Origin of the sequence: Lacipirellula sp. (assembly GCF_965279485.1) — a bacterium.
In the GTDB taxonomy this organism is placed as follows: domain Bacteria; phylum Planctomycetota; class Planctomycetia; order Pirellulales; family Lacipirellulaceae; genus Lacipirellula.
The window spans coordinates 5011496-5027313 of record NZ_CBDIIC010000002.1 but is presented as its reverse complement, the minus strand read 5'-3'; the positions used below and the strand labels follow the sequence as shown (position 1 = coordinate 5027313).

At 62.3% G+C, this 15818-nt stretch carries 15 protein-coding genes; 3 read left to right on the top strand and 12 right to left on the bottom strand.

Annotation, left to right across the window (positions count from 1 at the left end):
- Positions 1 to 80: 80 nt before the first annotated feature.
- The 12 genes from ACQY7R_RS27650 to ACQY7R_RS27595 all read right to left on the bottom strand — a co-directional run bounded on the left by ACQY7R_RS27650 (position 81) and on the right by ACQY7R_RS27595 (position 12779).
- On the bottom strand, positions 81 to 1760 hold the full coding sequence (locus ACQY7R_RS27650) for a molybdopterin-dependent oxidoreductase (protein ID WP_428308759.1): 1680 nt from the start codon (positions 1758 to 1760) through the stop codon (positions 81 to 83).
- 91 nt (positions 1761 to 1851) lie between these two features.
- Positions 1852 to 3189, bottom strand: coding sequence for an NADH-quinone oxidoreductase subunit NuoF (gene nuoF, locus ACQY7R_RS27645; protein WP_428308758.1), 1338 nt, complete (start codon positions 3187 to 3189; stop codon positions 1852 to 1854).
- Positions 3190 to 3322: 133 nt separating this feature from the next.
- Complete coding sequence (locus ACQY7R_RS27640; RefSeq protein ID WP_172991912.1) at positions 3323 to 3796, bottom strand: NAD(P)H-dependent oxidoreductase subunit E; 474 nt, start codon at positions 3794 to 3796, stop codon at positions 3323 to 3325.
- Between the two features lie 22 nt (positions 3797 to 3818).
- Positions 3819 to 5039: an NADH dehydrogenase (quinone) subunit D gene (nuoD, locus tag ACQY7R_RS27635; protein WP_428308757.1), complete on the bottom strand. Its 1221-nt coding sequence runs from the start codon at positions 5037 to 5039 to the stop codon at positions 3819 to 3821.
- A 114-nt stretch (positions 5040 to 5153) separates the two neighbouring features.
- On the bottom strand, positions 5154 to 5642 hold the full coding sequence (locus ACQY7R_RS27630) for an NADH-quinone oxidoreductase subunit C (RefSeq protein ID WP_152097965.1): 489 nt from the start codon (positions 5640 to 5642) through the stop codon (positions 5154 to 5156).
- A gap of 65 nt (positions 5643 to 5707) precedes the next feature.
- Positions 5708 to 6307, bottom strand: a complete 600-nt coding sequence (locus ACQY7R_RS27625; protein WP_428308756.1) for an NADH-quinone oxidoreductase subunit B — start codon at positions 6305 to 6307, stop codon at positions 5708 to 5710.
- Complete coding sequence (locus ACQY7R_RS27620; protein WP_428308755.1) at positions 6298 to 6675, bottom strand: NADH-quinone oxidoreductase subunit A; 378 nt, start codon at positions 6673 to 6675, stop codon at positions 6298 to 6300. The genes ACQY7R_RS27625 and ACQY7R_RS27620 overlap by 10 nt, the downstream gene beginning before the upstream one ends.
- Before the next feature lie 239 nt (positions 6676 to 6914).
- Positions 6915 to 8204: a 3-keto-disaccharide hydrolase gene (locus ACQY7R_RS27615; RefSeq protein WP_428308754.1), complete on the bottom strand. Its 1290-nt coding sequence runs from the start codon at positions 8202 to 8204 to the stop codon at positions 6915 to 6917.
- A 111-nt stretch (positions 8205 to 8315) separates the two neighbouring features.
- Positions 8316 to 9452 (bottom strand): GNAT family N-acetyltransferase, encoded by a 1137-nt coding sequence (locus ACQY7R_RS27610; RefSeq protein WP_428308753.1) that lies wholly within the window; start codon positions 9450 to 9452, stop codon positions 8316 to 8318.
- A gap of 145 nt (positions 9453 to 9597) precedes the next feature.
- The gene (locus ACQY7R_RS27605) at positions 9598 to 10731 is read right to left on the bottom strand and encodes a GNAT family N-acetyltransferase (protein ID WP_428308752.1); all 1134 of its coding nucleotides are present in this window, start codon (positions 10729 to 10731) and stop codon (positions 9598 to 9600) included.
- Positions 10732 to 10974: 243 nt separating this feature from the next.
- The gene (locus tag ACQY7R_RS27600; protein WP_152097959.1) at positions 10975 to 11409 is read right to left on the bottom strand and encodes a peptidylprolyl isomerase; all 435 of its coding nucleotides are present in this window, start codon (positions 11407 to 11409) and stop codon (positions 10975 to 10977) included.
- A gap of 239 nt (positions 11410 to 11648) precedes the next feature.
- Positions 11649 to 12779 carry an LptF/LptG family permease gene (locus tag ACQY7R_RS27595; RefSeq protein WP_428308751.1) on the bottom strand — a complete coding sequence of 377 codons (1131 nt, stop codon included), beginning with the start codon at positions 12777 to 12779 and terminating at the stop codon, positions 11649 to 11651.
- Between the two features lie 243 nt (positions 12780 to 13022).
- Here ACQY7R_RS27595 and ACQY7R_RS27590 point away from each other — a divergent pair, with 243 nt between their 5' ends.
- The 3 genes from ACQY7R_RS27590 to hemC are packed head-to-tail and all read left to right on the top strand — an operon-like array spanning position 13023 to position 15710.
- The gene (locus ACQY7R_RS27590) at positions 13023 to 13793 is read left to right on the top strand and encodes a ComF family protein (RefSeq protein ID WP_428308750.1); all 771 of its coding nucleotides are present in this window, start codon (positions 13023 to 13025) and stop codon (positions 13791 to 13793) included.
- Positions 13794 to 13824: 31 nt separating this feature from the next.
- A complete protein-coding gene (locus tag ACQY7R_RS27585) occupies positions 13825 to 14757 on the top strand; it encodes a DUF502 domain-containing protein (protein ID WP_152097956.1) in 933 nt (310 codons plus the stop codon).
- On the top strand, positions 14757 to 15710 hold the full coding sequence (gene hemC, locus ACQY7R_RS27580; protein ID WP_428308749.1) for a hydroxymethylbilane synthase: 954 nt from the start codon (positions 14757 to 14759) through the stop codon (positions 15708 to 15710). The genes ACQY7R_RS27585 and hemC overlap by 1 nt, the downstream gene beginning before the upstream one ends.
- Positions 15711 to 15818: the final 108 nt, after the last annotated feature.

The window sequence follows — 15818 nt, the reverse complement described above, 5'->3', positions numbered from 1 at the left end:
GACTTGCACCCAATTTTGATTCTCAATCAATCGCAATCACTTCAATCTCAAACGCTACGCACGTCAGGCCGAAGCCCAACCTACGCCTTCGCCACCACGTGAGCTTCCGGGGCGCCATGCTCGTTGAGCAGCACGCCGCAGTCGCCGAGCGTGCCTTGCGCGAACGCGGCAAACGCTGGAATCTTCTCGGCCATTTCTTTCCGCACCGCAGCGGCGTTGAACAGGCCCTTGCGACCGGTGAGATCCCACAGGATTCGACCATCAGGCCGCGTCCCATCGGGGCCGCGAACCGAGCGTCCAATGTGCTGGGCCAGGCCCTTGTAGTTCACAAAGCTGCCATCGCGTTCGGCGAATGAACCGCCGGTGAGCAAGAAGTCGGCCCGCTCGCTGATCGGCGAGGGCAAAATGTCTTGCACGATCACCAGCGCCGCCTTGCCAAGGCCAGTCGCTTGCTTCGACTCCAACCAGCCGGTTGGATCGCCGCCCACAAGGTAAATCGCTTCGAGCTTGCCCGCGGCGCCGTCGGCGGCGAGATCGCTCAGCGTCGTCGCGGCGCCGGCAAAGTGGTTCAGCACCATCTGCACGCCGCGACGATTCGGGGCCTTCTCGGCTCGGATCGTGAACTTCACCGGTTCCTTCGGCTTGCCAAAGAAATCCTTCGGATAGGTATCGTCCTCGCCGACGGTCTTCACCGGGCCAAGAGCCAACTTTACCTTCGGCGACAACCCGCGGAGGTAGCTCGCCAGCATGTAAGCTTCTTCAACCGTCATCCACGGCGAGAAGACGGCGGCGCACTTTTCGGGGGCGCGACCAACGGCCTTCGCCAGCGCCTTCTGCAATGACGGAATAACGTCGTCCCAATCGCGGGTGCGAATTTCGCCGTTCTTGCGACGAGCCGGGAATGTGAGGCGTTCGTCGCTGTGAATGTACTTCCAGCCGAACCGACCTTCGTCGCACATGAAGTCGCCTTGTGCCAGCGGGTTCGACCGCGGCGTCAGGCGATAGACTTGGTCTTCGTTTTGGTCGACGTCGACGCTGCAACCAGTGCTGCAGCCAGCGCAGACGCTCTTGGTCGTCTTCAGCCACCAAACGCGTTGCTGGTAGAGGAAATCCTTGCTGCAGAGGGCGCCGACCGGGCAGAGGTCGACCACGTTGCCGGCCAGCTTGTTGTCGCACGGAATGCCGGGGAACGTATCGATCGTTTCGGTCGAACCGCGGGCAACCACCTGCAGTTCCGATGTGCCGCTCACCTCGCGCGTGAACCGCACGCAGCGGGTGCACATGATGCAGCGATCGGTGAACAGCGTGATGTTCTCGCCGATGTGGTCCTTATCCGGCTTGATGTTCTTCGGCTCTTGGAGCCGGCTGTAGCCGCGACCGTACTTGTAGCTGTAGTCCTGCAGGAAGCATTCGCCCGCTTGATCGCACGTGGGGCAATCGAGTGGATGGTTGAGCAGGAGATATTCGAGCGTCGCCTTCTGGGCCGCCTTTACCTTTTCGCTGTCGGCGATGACGACCGTGCCTTCTTTCACCGGCGTCTGGCAGCCGGGAACAAGCTTCGGCTGCATCACCACGGTGCCGTCCGGCTTCGTGTCGCCCACTTCGACGAGGCACATGCGGCAGCTGGCGACGACCGACAACGCGGGGTGCCAGCAGTATGAGGGAATCTCGTAGCCGATCCGCTGGGCCGCCTGGATGCAGTTCAGCTGCTCTCCATCCTTGAGCTCGAGCGTCTGGTTATTGATGATCGCCGTGGCCATTACAAACTCCTCGCCCGTCGCGGGGGAGGCTTCGTGGGTGGTGTCTCGTTCGTATCGTTCGCTGCGGAAGGTTGTCGCAACAAAACCGAAATTAGTGGGCTCCTGCCATCAACTCTTGAGCACTCGTCACTGATCGCCGGCCGCTGCTGATGTACTCTTCAAAATCGGCGCGGAACTTTCTGATCGCGTTCTTCACCGGCCAAGCGGCGCCGTCCGACAGGCCGCAAATCGTCGTGCCCGGGATGATGCCCATCGAGCCGGCGACTTCCGTCAGCGTGTCGAGGTCTTCCATCTTGCCGTGACCGGCGCGAATCCGCTCGAGGATCTTCGTCATCCACGCGGTCCCTTCGCGGCACGGCGTGCACTGGCCGCACGACTCATGCGACATGAACCGGCAGCAGTTGTATAACACGTCGACCATGCTTGTCTGATCGTCGACGACGACGACGGCCGCGGTGCCGAGACCAAGGCAACCCGCCTTGCCCGGACCGTTAAAGTCGAGCGGCGTGTCAAGTTCATCGGCCGAGAGGAACCCCATGCTGATGCCGCCTGGCACAACCGCCTTCGCTTTGCGGCCTTTCCAAACGCCGCCGGCATGTTCGTCGATCAGTTCGCGAGCGGTAACGCCCAGCGGCAACTCGACGCAGCCCGGCTTGTTCACATGGCCGCTGATGCAGTAGAGCTTCGGGCCGTAGCTGCCCATATCGCGGGGGTTGTTCGGATCAGGCGGCACGCCGATCGACTTGAACCACTCCGAACCGCGATTGAGGATGTGCGTGACGCAGCAGAGCGTTTCGACGTTGTTGACGATCGTCGGCTTGCGGAACAACCCTTCGATGGCGGGGAACGGCGGCTTGATCCGCGGCCAAGCCCGCTTGCCTTCGAGGCTTTCAATCAACCCCGTCTCTTCGCCGCAAATGTAGGCGGCCGCCCCGCGATGCAGGACGACATCGAGGTTGAACCCCGAGCCCATGATGTTCTTGCCGAGCAGGCCGGCGGCGTAGCACTCTTTGATCGCCGCATCGAGCACGCGGTAGCTGCGGCCGTACTCGTAACGCAGATAGAGGTAGGCCTTTTCCGACTTGATCGCGTAGCAGGCGATCGCGATCCCTTCGATCAACTGATGGGGATCGAGTTCCATCAGGATGCGGTTGTTGAACGTGCCTGGCTCGCTCTCGTCGGCGTTGACGCAGAGATAGATCGGGCCCGGATGATCCTTCGGCAAGAAGGTCCACTTCAACCCCGCGGGGAAACCCGCGCCGCCGCGACCGCGAAGGACCGAGTCCTTCACGAGCGTCGTCACGTCGACCGGCGTCATCGACAGCGCCTTCTTCAGCGCTCCGTAGCCGCCGTCGGCGCGATACGTTTCCAGCTTCGCGCTGTTCGGCTTGGCAATGCGGGCCAACAGGACTGGTTCGAAAGCAGGCATTGGGGAGGGTTCAGGGTTCGGGGTTCAGGAAGGAACAGGAATCACGGGAGACAGCATTTACTGAACCCTGAACCCTGAACCCTCGGCTAACTAATTCGTTTGAGGCTGCGTCACGCATGGGTAAGCCGTACGGCTACTGCTTGCCCACAATCCTCTCCACGTCTTCTTGCGAGACGTTCATGTGGCACTCGTCGTCAACGAGAATGCAAGGCGCTCCTTCGCACGCTCCAAGACACTCGGCATATTCGAGCGACACCGATCCATCGGCCGACGTTTGGCCAGGACCGACATGCCACTTATGGGACAGACCCTCGAGCAGTTCCTCGCCGCCTCGGAGCATACAAGAAATGCTACGGCAGACCCAGACCCGACGCTTCCCCAGCGGCCGGTCGGGCTCGCGGAAGAACTGGTAGAACGACATCGTGTCGTGGATTTCGGCCGGATGAATCTCCAGCAGTTCGCTGATCTCGCGAATCGCTTCCGGCGAAACCTGACGCAGTTCATCGTGAACGATGTGCAGCGCCGGCAACGTCACCGCGCGTCGATCGGGGTACTTCGGGAACTCGGCCCGAATCCGCTCGCGAATTTGTTCTGATAGTACTGGCATCGTTTCAGTGCTTAACCGCTGGTTAGCGATCCAACTCGGCCGCGATGATGTTGAGGCTGCCCAGCACGGCGACGACGTCGCTCAACTGGTGCCCCTTAATCAGGTGGGGGAAAATCGAAAAATGAATGTACGACGGCGGACGGGTCCGAGCGCGATACGCGCGGTTCGTGCCGTCGCCGACGATGTAGAACCCAAGCTCGCCGTTGGGGGCTTCCGTGGCGCCGTAGACTTCGTCCACCGGCACGGGGAAGCCGCGGTTCGGCATCAGGACCTCGAAGTGCTGAATCAGCCCTTCGATGCTCCGGTACACGGCCGGCTTCGTCGGCAGCACCATGTCGGTCACCGCGTCGACGTTCACCGGACCGGCAGGGATGTTCTCAATCGCCTGCTCGATGATCTTGATGCTCTCCATCATCTCGGCCATGCGGACGAGATAACGGGAGTAGACGTCGCCGCCGTTAGCGCAGACGACCTTGAAATCGAGGTCGGCGTAAGCGAGGTACGGTTCGTCCTTGCGCAGATCCCGCACGACGCCGCTCGCGCGGGCCAGCGGACCGGTGACGCTCAGGTTGATCGCGTCTTCCTTCGACAGGACGCCGATCCCCTTGCAGCGATCGACGAAAATCCGATTGCGGGTCAACAGGCGGTGCAATTCCGCGTGGACCGGCTTGAAGCCTTCGGTAAACCGACGGACCTTCGCGACCCAGTCGTTGTTCACGTCGAACATCACGCCGCCGACGCGGGTGAAGCTCGCATGAAACCGCTGGCCCGAGGCGTATTCGGCGATGTCGTAGATCTTCTCGCGTTGCGTAAAGGCGTAGAGGAACGCCGTGAACGCCCCGAGGTCGAGGGCCTGGGCGCCGCACGAGAGCAAATGATCGTGCAGCCGCATCAACTCGGCCAAGATCGTGCGGAGGTATTTGCAACGCGGGGTTAGCTCGATTCCCAGCAGCTTCTCAACCGTATGATGCCACGAGATCTCGTTGGCCATCGGCGACAGATAGTTCATCCGGTCGACGATCGTGACGTACTGGTTAAAGTCGAGATCCTCGCCCAGCTTCTCGAACCCGCTATGGAGATAGCCGATGTGCGGGACCGCCTTGACGACCTTCTCGCCGTCGAGCGTCAGCACCAGGCGCAGCGTCGTGTGCGTCGCGGGGTGCTGAGGGCCGAAGTTCAGCGTCCACAGGTATTCCTGGTCGACGGAATCGATTTCAGCGGCGTCTGATACAGCGAGGGGCATGTTTTGTAGGTCAGGCCTTCAGCCTGACGGCGTCACGTTTAGGTCGGGTCTGGCGACCGGACTTGATTTCAAACCAACTCGGCGCGTCTGTCGGGCTGAACGCCCAACCGACGGCTAGCTCTCTGCTCGCGTGATCACCGGGAAATTATGCCGCTCTCCAAACCCCTTCCGCGGATAGTCTTTCCGCAGCGGGTACGCGGTAAATTCATCCGGCATCAAAATGCGACGCAAGTCGGGATGTCCCGCGAAGACAATCCCGTACATGTCGTACACTTCTCGTTCCATCCAGTCGGCGCCCATCCACAGGGTGGTCACCGTCGGCAATTCCAATTCCGGCAGGTTCAGCGGCGTCTTCACGATCAGCCGTTCGCCGCTGTCCATGTTCAGCAGCGAATAAATGACGTGAAACCGATCGGTCGCTTCCGGGTACTCCAAGTAGTCGACGGCGGTGACGTCGACCAGCATGTTGAACCCGCCATCCTTCAGCCACGACAGAATCTCGTAGATCTTCGCCGACGGCACGACAATCCGACGATTGTCGCGAAACGACGACTCATCGATCTCGGCGCCGAACTTAGCTTGAATTTCTGCGAGGCTGGGCATTGGGCTGCTTCTGATTTAGTACTCGCCGCGACGGCACAACAAGCGTGCCTCGCGTGGTTCAACAACTAGCGGGGCGTCAGCGGGTGCTGACCATAAATCTCGAGGCCCGGCACCGGCGTCATTTCGCGGCGGCGACGGAGTTCGTCGACTTCGAACGGCAGCGGGCCAGTCGGCGTCGTCCGGTGAGCGAACTCGCGACCGTTGAACGTGCCGGTTTCCTTGATTTTGGTTTGCATCTCCATGATCGCGGCGATCAATTGCTCAGGCCGCGGCGGGCAGCCGGGGACGTACATATCGACCGGGATGAAGCGATCGACCCCCTGTACCACGGCGTAGGTGTCGAACACCCCGCCCGTGCACGCACAGGCGCCCATCGAGATGCACCACTTCGGCTCCGGCATCTGCATCCAGATCCGCTGGAGCACGGGCAGCATCTTCATCACCACGCGACCAGCGACGATCAACAGATCGCACTGCCGCGGGGTGAACCGCATCACTTCGGCGCCGAAGCGAGCCAAGTCATGCCGCGACGAAGCGGTCGCCATCAGCTCGATGCCGCAGCAGGCCGTGGCGAACGGCATCGGCCACAGGCTATTGGTGCGGGCCCAGTTAGCGGCCGCGTCGAGCTTCGTCACGAAGACGTTATCGGGAATTCCTACCGCCATTTGAACACTCCCTTCCGCCACGCATAGATGTAGGCGATCACTAGCGTGGAGATGAAGAACAGCATGATGGCGAATACTGTTCCGCGAAGTTCCACCGGAATCCCGCCATCGTCGCTGAACGCGCTGACGGCCCACGGGTAGAGGAACAGCAATTCGATATCGAACACGAGGTAGAGGATCGCTACCAAGCAGAACCGCACGTTGAACGGTTGCCGCGCATCCCCGATCGGATCCATGCCCGACTCATAGGGCATGTCCTTCACAGCGGTCTTCTTGCGGGGACCGATCAGATGCGTCAGCGCCAGATTCGTCGCCACAAAGCCGACTAGAATCACAGCGAAGACAAACAGCGGGGGAAATTCGGGCATGATCTTGGGTGGGATGTCGTGCACTGGCCGTTCGGCGCATCCAATTCGCCGAGCGTTCCGTAAGCGGAAGGGCGTATTCTAGACGGAACTCCCAAACTGCCACAAGCCGCGTCCCGAGTATCGGCTTCGCGCAATCTGCGGAAGTAGCCGCGGGTCAACGACCCGCCGGAGCGACGGTAAAAGACGGCCTGAGCCCTTCAAGTTACCGCTCGGCGGGCCGTTGCCCCGCGGCTAGTGGACTATTTCAATTCCTTAATCCGTACCTTCCGAAAGGCTACCGGATCGCTGTGCCCCGCAAACCCGAAGTGCCCCTTCGCGCGAGTGGCCCCAGGATGCTCCAGCCCATCGGCCGGCTTCTTAAGGGCCTCGGTCAGATTGGCGTCGAGAATCTTGTGGCCATTGAGGGTAGTCACAATCTTGTCGCCGTCGACGACCGTCTCCTGGTAATTCCACTCGCCCACCGGCTTGAGATACCCCCTCACAGCGGGGACTAGGCCGTAGGCGCTCCCGTGGGCTTGGTAGTCGTGCAGATCGGGATAGTGCTCGGGCGAATCGTCGAGCACCTGCAGTTCGATCGCATCATACGCCGGGTTCTTCTCAGGGCCGGGCGAGCGAATCGCCAAGCCGTTGTTCCCGCCAGGCGGCAGCTTGAACTCTAGCCGCACCACGAAGTTATCGTATTCCTTCTCCGTCAGCAGGTTGCCGCCAGTCCCTTTCTTCGCCTGAATGGCGCCGTCGACGACCTCGTAATCCTTCGTCGCGCCGATCCAGCCGGTGAGATCCTTCCCATTGAACAACTCGACGAATCCTTCTTCGCCGCCGCCGATGTCCGACAGTAGCTTCGCCGCTTCCTCCGCGGGAATCTCACGCACGAAGACGTTCTTGAACCGCGTTTCGCTCCCATGCGTCTGCAGTTGGATCGTCCCCTCCGGGATCATTGGCAGCGCGCGGTCGAAGTAGTTCTCCAGCACAACGTTGTCGACCACCTTCTTGTCGTTCAGCACGACGGTGACCTTGTCGCCGACCATGCGGACGTACATGCGGTTCCATTCGCCGATCGGCTTGTCGGCGACTTCGCTCGGCCAGCGCTCGGCTTTTTGGTTGTTCCACAAGCCGCCCGAACCTTTGTCCGAACCATGCTGGTGGGCATCATTGTTGGTCGGATCCCACAATTGCACCTGCGGCGTATCGCGCAGGTAGATGCCGCTGTCGCCCTTCGGCGAGAGCTTCCAGTCAACCCACAACTCAAAGTTGCCGTAGTTCTTATCGGTCACCAAATGCGGACCGTGGCCGTCGCTCACTAACTCGCCATCATCGACGCTCCAATGCTTCGGCACGTCGGCATCCCAAGCGGCTTGCTGCTCGGGCGTGATCTTCTTCGGGTCAGCCGTCGAGCCGCCCTTCCAACCTTTGAGATCCTTGCCGTCGAACAGCGCCACGAATCCCTTGGGCGGCACGTTCTCAGCCGCGCGGACCACAGTGGCGAACATCAACAGAACCGCCAGGCAGGCGGAAAGGCGGGCAACCATCGCGGGAGTCTCTCCGGGGAGTCGTCGAGTGGCGCTGGCTGAGGCCGCCAGCTGGGTCGCCTCAATATACCCAACTCGCAACTCCCCTGGCGACCCGCTCCCCGCGCTGGATTAGGTCACGAGCTCCCGCTCGATGATCTGCTGCGGCGTCATCAGCGTCGCATAGACCCGCTCGCGCAATTGCATCATCTGTGAGCGCAACGAGCCGCGCGAATAATGGCGAAAAGTGTAGGCATGCCGCATCTCGGTGGCGAACCGATCTTTGTAATGCTGCCGCCCCGGACCGAAACAATATTCCTGATCACCCCGCCGGAACGAGTCTTCAATCATCTTGTGGAGCAGGATTTTGCCCGCTCCGGCCAGTTCTTCCGCCGGGTCGTAGCCCATCCGCAGGCCGTAAATATTGCCGCCGGCGACATAGTTATAGAAGAAGGCCGCCGGCCGGCCGCCGACCATCAGCACCGCCACGTCGAGCATCCCCAGCGCCGCCGCATGACGATGCAACGGCAACAGCACCTTCCGCACCAACGGCGAACAGAGCGTGCTTTGCGACTCAGCGTCGGCCTGCCAACTCTTGCGGGCGACCTGCTCGCACAGGTCGTAAAGCTCGAAGTGCTCAGCCTCCGTCCCCTGCCCGCCCGGCTCCGGTCGTCCGCGCAGCAGCCGCACATCGCCTAGCTGCTCGAGTTGCTGCAAGTCGCGACGCATCTGCCGGCGCCAGTTGTGCGATTTGTTCGCGACGAACTCTTCCCAGGTTCCCTCCATGCGACAGATCCGAACCTCCATCCGCGGCCGGCTGAAGAACGGCAACCGCACGTCGCGCATCGCTTGGCCGACAGCGAGAAACTCCGGCGCCGCTTCATCGACCCAGCAGAGATCAATCAGATCCCAATCGCGTCGCGTCGATTGCACGTGACGAATCGCCGCGCGAAACGCCGCCGCCGGATCGGGACCAATCGGTCCGTAAAACGTTCCCCAATCGTTGAGGGGGTAGGTCAGCATCCGCAACATGCCGACCTTGCGACGCTCGGCCCGCACGCAAAACGGCACGATGCCTACCGGGACGCCGTCGCGTTCGACGACAATCACCCGCAGCTTCTGCAAGTCGGGGTAGTGCTTCCAAGTCGTTTCGAGCCACTCGAGCGTCTGAAAGAAGCTGGCTCGATGCGTTTGCGACCAAAGGCGACGCCACGTGGGACGGATAGCGTCGAGTTCATCGATGTCGTTCAGCTCGGTGGTGGTCAGCATGGCGGCGCGGAGCAGAGAAGGACTGGGTGTTCATGCCACGAAATCGGCACAAAAACCTAGCCCGACGCGCTGCGCGACCATGGGGGCGAATCCCCCACGCCTATCCGTAGCCCGACGCTCGTCTCTCAGCGGCGACCACCCTCGCTCAGTCCACGAGTCCCGCCTCGTTCAACTCTTGCTCCGAGTAGAGGCTATCCGCAATCTGCTCTCGCCACTTCATCAGCCGCGACTTGAGCGTCGCCGCCGAGTAAGCGCGGAACGTGTACGCATGGCGCATCTCAGTCGCGAACCGATCCTTGTACGCCTGTCGGCCGGGGCCAAAGCTGTACTCCTCGTCGCCGCGGGCGAACGAGTCTTCCAGCATCTTGAAGAGCAGAATCCGGCCGCAGTGTTCCATCTCCGCCGTCGGATCGAACCCAGCCCGGAGGCCATAGGTCCGCCCCGCCGCAACGTAGTTGTAGTTGAACGCCACCGGCCGGCCGCCGACGGTGAGGATGTTGGTGTCGAGCATCCCCAGCGACGCCGCTCGGCAGTGGATGTCAAACAATAGGTCCCGCACCCGCGGAGACGACAGCGTGCTTTGCGACGCCGCATCAGCCTGCCAGCTGTGCGCGGCGATCTGTTCGCAAATCTGGTAGATCTCCGCCGTCCGCGCATCGCGTCCCGTCCCGCCCGCCGCGGGGCGATACCGCACGAGTTCGACGGCGCCCTGCTTTTCAAGCATCTCGACGTCGCGACGCATCTGCCGCCGCCAGTTGCGCGACCGCGATTCGACGTACGCCTCCCAACCGCCCGCCATACTGCAAAAGCGGACTTCCATCCGCGGGCGGATGAACAGCCGCGCCCCGGCGCCGCGCAGCGTCTCGCCAATCGTCATGTACTCGGGAGACGCCTGATCGATGTAGCGAAGGTCGATGAGATCCCAATCGCGCGGCGTCTCCATCACGTGTCGCAAGGCCGCACGAATCGCCACCTGCGGTTCGGCGCTGATCGGGCCGTAAAACGTCGACCAATCATCGAGCGGGTAGGTCAGCACCTCGACCGTGCCAACGCGGCGCCGTTCGGTCCGCACACAAAACGGCACGATGCCGATTGTCTCGCCGTCGCGTTCAACAACAACGGCGCGCAGCCGTTGCTGCGGATAGTGGCCCCACGCCGCTTCGAGCCACTCGAGCGTCTGAAAAAACGAATACCGCGGCGTCGCCTGCAGTAAACGATTCCAGGTCTCTCGCAGCGTCGTTAACTCGGCAAGTTGGTTGATTTCGCGAACGTGAAGCATGTCAGCGGAGCGGCTCGGCGTGGTGCGAATCCTTTATCAGCTGAAAAGATAGCTCGCCGCTCGGATTACATTCCCGTAACCGACCCATTGCTACATCCGTCACAACAGCACCAAGCACATTCAAGCGAGCCGCGGGGTTCATCCCCGCGGTCTTCATTCCCCCCGCGGTCTTCAAACGAAAACGAAAAGAGGCCCGCCGAAGCGAGCCTCTTCCCAAATCGAACTGATCGACCAATCGGTCGTTTACTCTTCCGAGATCACCAACGTCTCAATCTTGTCGCCCTGCTTGATCTTGTTGACGACGTCCTGCCCCTTGTCGAGCACCTTGCCGAACACGGTGTGCTTGCCATCGAGCCACGGGGTCGCAACATGCGTGATGAAGAACTGCGAGCCGTTCGTGTTCGGGCCGGCATTGGCCATCGACAGAATGCCAGGGCCTGAGTGCTTCAAGTCCGCAACGAATTCGTCGCCGAACTTGTAGCCAGGACCGCCGGTGCCGGTCCCTTCGGGGCAACCGCCTTGAATCATGAAGTCTTCAATGACGCGATGAAACTTCAGGCCGTCGTAAAAGCCCTTCTTCGCGAGCTTCTCGAAGTTCTCAACGGTCTTCGGGGTCTTGTCAGCGAACAATTCGAGGCGAATGACGCCCTTGTTCGTGGTCATCGTGGCGACTTTCATGGCAGCTCCAGAGTCGATTGTCCGAGGGTTATCGTTGCTGCCGGGATTATCTCGTGCAGCATGCTTGGAAAACGAGACGCTCCAGCCTATCGGCCGCGGGAGCAATCCTCAACCCTCGCGCGACTAGCCCCGGGCTCCGCCCGGGGGTCGGCCACTATTCCGTAACGCATTGCCCGCCGCGACGTTGCCCCCGAGCGGAGCCCGGGGCTAGAGTCTGGAAATGCCAGTCTGGCTGCGCACTACGTCCGCAGCGTCTGGCTCATCGCCGCCGCGATCGGCACGAAGATCAGCAGCGGCAGCCACGCCGCCAGCGACGGCCGCAGCATGTTCACCGAGCCTAGCGATTGGCAAGTCAGCGCCACCAAGGTGAACGCCGTCGCCACGCCGATGCAGATGCCAATCGACAGAAAGATATTCCGGTTGCTCCGCGATAACATCAATGGCAGCCCGAGCATCAGCAGCGTGCCGTCCATCAGCGGCTGCACGAACCGCGTGTGGACCGTCACGCGTACATCGGCGCCCAGGTCGGCGCCCGGATCATTCAACTCGTGGATCAACTCGCCGATCGACGCATACTTCCGCCAGTTCGAACCGCTCGCGAGCAACGGGAAAGGCAAGTCGCTCACGACGAACAACTGGTTGGCGCCAAGCCACGACGCATCTTGCGGCGTAACGATCACCGGCTGATCGTCGGCCATCACCGACGCCATACGGTCGACACGCGACGGCGACGTCACGCCGGTCAGCACGAATCCAGCTGGTCGATTGTCGACTGGGTCGGTGTAAAACGCTTCGGCCGCCACGAGCTGCTGGCCATTCTTCGCCAATTCCGCCGGCAGCACGAACGCTGGCTTCACGATCTTCCGCTCGGCCATCACGATCTTCTCGCCGCCGATGAGGATTCCGTTGCGATCGAACCGAGGTTCCAAATCGCGCGCCGCATCGCCGCCGAGATCTTTCGTATCGCGCGTCAGCTCGTCGCGGACTCGCGGAATCACCAGTTCGCGATTCGCCACGCCGAGCAAGCTCACGCTTACCGCGGCCAGCAGAATTGGCTTCATGATCCGCATCTTCGAGATGCCGGCCGCCATGATCGCGGTCAGCTCTTGGTGCCGCTGCAACCAGGTGACGGTGAACATCGCCGAGATCATCGCGAGGATGCCGCTCGTACCGTCGAAGAACGAGAGCGTGCGGTAGGCATAGTACTTCGTCATGATGCCGAACAGGCTCCCCCCCTTCTCGGCGTACGACGAGAAGTGCTCAAGATGGCCGAACGCATCGATGACGATGTAGAGCCCGGTAAGGCTCAAGAAGCAGATGGCGAAGACCTGCACGAATTGCCGGAGCAGGTATCGGTTGAGGATGAACATCGCCAGCACGCCGGAAACTGCGGGGATAGAAGCCGCGGAGAGTAGTTTAATGGGGCTGCTAGCGTCAAGCTCGGCCGATTCACTCGCATCTGCTTGGCGGCTTCACGGCTTTGCGTAAGGCATTCTCCTGCCGACAGATCTCTCGCAAAGGCGCAGAGGAATGCGGAGAAATGCTTGCATCGACTACAGTGCCAGCGACAATAGCCACCAGAAAACTAATCAATTGCACCACGGATAGTTTGCATGCCCCCTCCCCTGGCAACGAGCCGCCGCTGGTGGAGCGAAGCCTGCCGTGCGGGGCTCGATCTACTCTTCCCGCGGCGGTGCGTGGCCTGCAACGACGATCTGCTCAGTGACGATTCTGAGGCGCCGTCGATCTCCATCTGCTCGCCCTGCCAGGGGAAGTTAGAGCTGATCGATTGGCCCGTCTGCCCGCGCTGCGCCGCCCCCGTGCCCGCAACGGGCGGCGTGACGCTCGATTGCAATCACTGCCGCGGCGATAAGCTGCGATTCCAACGGTCGCTCGCCCTCGGCAGCTACGAGGGCCTGCTCCGCCAGCTCGTCATGCGCACAAAAATCGATCGCAACGGCGTGGCGGCCAACTCGCTGATGGAATTGGCGTGGCGGCGGTTCGAATCGCAGCTCGCCGAATTGGATATCGATATCGTCACAGCCGTTCCAATGCATCGTTGGAAGCGTTGGCAGCGCGGCGTCAACGGCCCGCTCATTATGGCCCGACGGATCGCCGAACGGCTTCATGCACCCTGTTGGGGTGAGATGGTGCGGCTTGTGCGGAATGTGCCGCCGCAAGTCGGGTTATCACGCCCCGCGCGATTTCGCAATCTGGCGGGAGAAATGGTCGTAGGCCCGTCCTATCATTTACGGGCCGCCCGCGTTTTAATCGTCGATGATATTCTGACGACCGGCGCCACGTGCAGCGAAGCCGCGCGTGTGCTGCTCCGCGCAGGCGCCGCCGAAGTCACCGTGCTGGTCCCTGCCCGCACTCCCGCCTAGAACCTTCCTACCTTCGTTTTAGTTCCCACCGATGTCCTCGCCGCAGCCCACCGCGAAGCCCGAAAGCGCGCTCGACCCGTTCCGCCGGGCAATCGTGCGCGGCCTCGGCGTGTTGCTTCCGCCGCTGCTGACGATCGTCATCATCCTGTGGGTTTGGAACACGGTCGCCGACTATTTGCTGGTGCCGCTCGAGAACACGGCCCGCACGCTGCTCGTCGACTACCACGAAAAGGACATCATCCCCGCCGATTTGGTTCCGACGAACCAACCGGTGAAGGGTCGCGCGCTGATCAACGGCGCTGCTTACCGTCAAACCGCCGACGGCCAGTACATCCCCGCCGCCGACTACGACGAAGTCGCCGCGATCGTCGGCCATGGCCCGATGCCGGCCTCCGCCGACGCCGTCTATCAGCTCTACGTCGAAAACAAATACCTGCAGCGGCGGATCGTCGTGCCGATCTTCCTCTGCGTCTTTGTGCTGACGCTGTATCTGCTCGGCAAGTTTCTCGCCGCCGGCATTGGGCGATTCTTCTGGACGCAGTTCGAACGGGGCGTCACGCGGCTGCCGCTGATTCGCAACGTCTACTCGTCGGTCAAACAAGTGACCGACTTCATGTTCAACGAAACCGAGATCGCCTACACGCGGATCGTGGCGATCGAGTACCCCCGCAAGGGGATCTACCAACTCGCGTTCGTCACCGGCGAAAGCCTGCTCGACATCGCCTGCGCCGCGAACGAGCCGGTGCTGGCCGTGCTGGTGCCGACGTCGCCGATGCCGTTCACTGGGTTCACCGCGACGGTCAAGCGGAGCGAAACCATCGATCTCAACATCACGATGGAACAGGCGTTACAATACATCATGAGCTGCGGCGTCGTGACCCCGCCGCAACAAGGTTACAAAGCGACCTCGTTCCGCCAGCTTCCCGCTTCGCCTCCGCTGCCGGGCCTCAGTCCGGAAAATTGATGCCCGCCGCTCGTCCGCTCCGCATTGGTACCCGCGCTAGTAAGTTGGCCCGTTGGCAAAGCGACTGGGTAGCGGCCGAGCTGACGCGGCTTGGCGCCACGGTCGAGATCGTCGAGATCACCACTCGCGGCGACGTCGAGCAACTCGGCCCCGTCGCCGGCATCGGCGTTCAAGGCGTCTTCACCAAAGAGATCCAAGCGGCAGTCCTCGCCGGTGAAGTCGACCTCGCGGTCCACAGTCTCAAAGACCTGCCGACGGAGCAGGTCGCCGGGCTCGTACTCGCCGCAACGCCGCCGCGCGAAACCGTCGCCGACGCCCTGGTGGCGCGCACCGGCCCGGCGCTTGCAGAACTCCCCGCTGGCGCCCACGTCGGCACCGGTAGCTTGCGCCGCCGCGCGCAGCTGCTTCACTTACGGCCCGACCTGCACATCGCCGGCATTCGCGGCAATGTCGACACGCGACTCCGCAAACTCGACGAGGGCGAATTCGACGCCATCGTGCTGGCAGCCGCCGGCCTCATCCGGCTCGGCCTCGCCGGCCGGATTAGCGAACTCCTCGAACCGCCGCACATGCTGCCGGCGCCGGGGCAAGGTTCGCTCGCCCTCGAATGCCGGGACGACGACCGCGAGACGCACGCCATCGTGGCCCAGCTAAACGACGCGGCGACGCGGCTCGGCATCGTCGCCGAGCGGGCCGTGCTTGCCGCCCTCCACGGCGGCTGCTCCGCCCCAATCGCCGCCTGGGGCCGAGTTGACGGCGAACTGCTCCGCGTCGATGGCCTCGTCGCCAGCCTCGACGGCCGCGAGATCCTCCGCAGCTCGCTCATCGCCGACTTGCCTGCGGCAGACGCCCCCGCGGCCCTCCGCTCCGCCGCACAAACCGGCCAAGCCGTCGCCGACGAATTGCGAACCCTCGGCGCCGAGGCGATCATACTCGCCGCCCGTCAGGGCTAGCAGCCCTCTTCTAGCCCCGGGCTCCGCCCGGGGGTCGGCCACCACTCCCCGCAACGCGTTCCCCCTACGCAACGTCACCCCCGGGCAGAGCCCGGGGCTAGGGAACTC

Excerpts from the sequence above, each read along its gene's own strand:
- ACQY7R_RS27640 (WP_172991912.1), bottom strand. The coding sequence starts at position 3,796 with ATGCCAGTACTATCAGAACAAATTCGCGAGCGGATTCGGGCCGAGTTC.
- ACQY7R_RS27625 (WP_428308756.1), bottom strand. The coding sequence starts at position 6,307 with ATGGCGGTAGGAATTCCCGATAACGTCTTCGTGACGAAGCTCGACGCG.
- ACQY7R_RS27650 (WP_428308759.1), bottom strand. The coding sequence starts at position 1,760 with ATGGCCACGGCGATCATCAATAACCAGACGCTCGAGCTCAAGGATGGA.
- ACQY7R_RS27590 (WP_428308750.1), top strand. The coding sequence starts at position 13,023 with ATGCCCCCTCCCCTGGCAACGAGCCGCCGCTGGTGGAGCGAAGCCTGC.
- ACQY7R_RS27610 (WP_428308753.1), bottom strand. The coding sequence starts at position 9,452 with ATGCTGACCACCACCGAGCTGAACGACATCGATGAACTCGACGCTATC.
- nuoD (WP_428308757.1), bottom strand. The coding sequence starts at position 5,039 with ATGCCCCTCGCTGTATCAGACGCCGCTGAAATCGATTCCGTCGACCAG.
- nuoF (WP_428308758.1), bottom strand. The coding sequence starts at position 3,189 with ATGCCTGCTTTCGAACCAGTCCTGTTGGCCCGCATTGCCAAGCCGAAC.
- ACQY7R_RS27630 (WP_152097965.1), bottom strand. The coding sequence starts at position 5,642 with ATGCCCAGCCTCGCAGAAATTCAAGCTAAGTTCGGCGCCGAGATCGAT.
- ACQY7R_RS27600 (WP_152097959.1), bottom strand. The coding sequence starts at position 11,409 with ATGAAAGTCGCCACGATGACCACGAACAAGGGCGTCATTCGCCTCGAA.
- hemC (WP_428308749.1), top strand. The coding sequence starts at position 14,757 with ATGCCCGCCGCTCGTCCGCTCCGCATTGGTACCCGCGCTAGTAAGTTG.
- ACQY7R_RS27605 (WP_428308752.1), bottom strand. The coding sequence starts at position 10,731 with ATGCTTCACGTTCGCGAAATCAACCAACTTGCCGAGTTAACGACGCTG.
- ACQY7R_RS27595 (WP_428308751.1), bottom strand. The coding sequence starts at position 12,779 with ATGTTCATCCTCAACCGATACCTGCTCCGGCAATTCGTGCAGGTCTTC.
- ACQY7R_RS27620 (WP_428308755.1), bottom strand. The coding sequence starts at position 6,675 with ATGCCCGAATTTCCCCCGCTGTTTGTCTTCGCTGTGATTCTAGTCGGC.
- ACQY7R_RS27615 (WP_428308754.1), bottom strand. The coding sequence starts at position 8,204 with ATGGTTGCCCGCCTTTCCGCCTGCCTGGCGGTTCTGTTGATGTTCGCC.
- ACQY7R_RS27585 (WP_152097956.1), top strand. The coding sequence starts at position 13,825 with ATGTCCTCGCCGCAGCCCACCGCGAAGCCCGAAAGCGCGCTCGACCCG.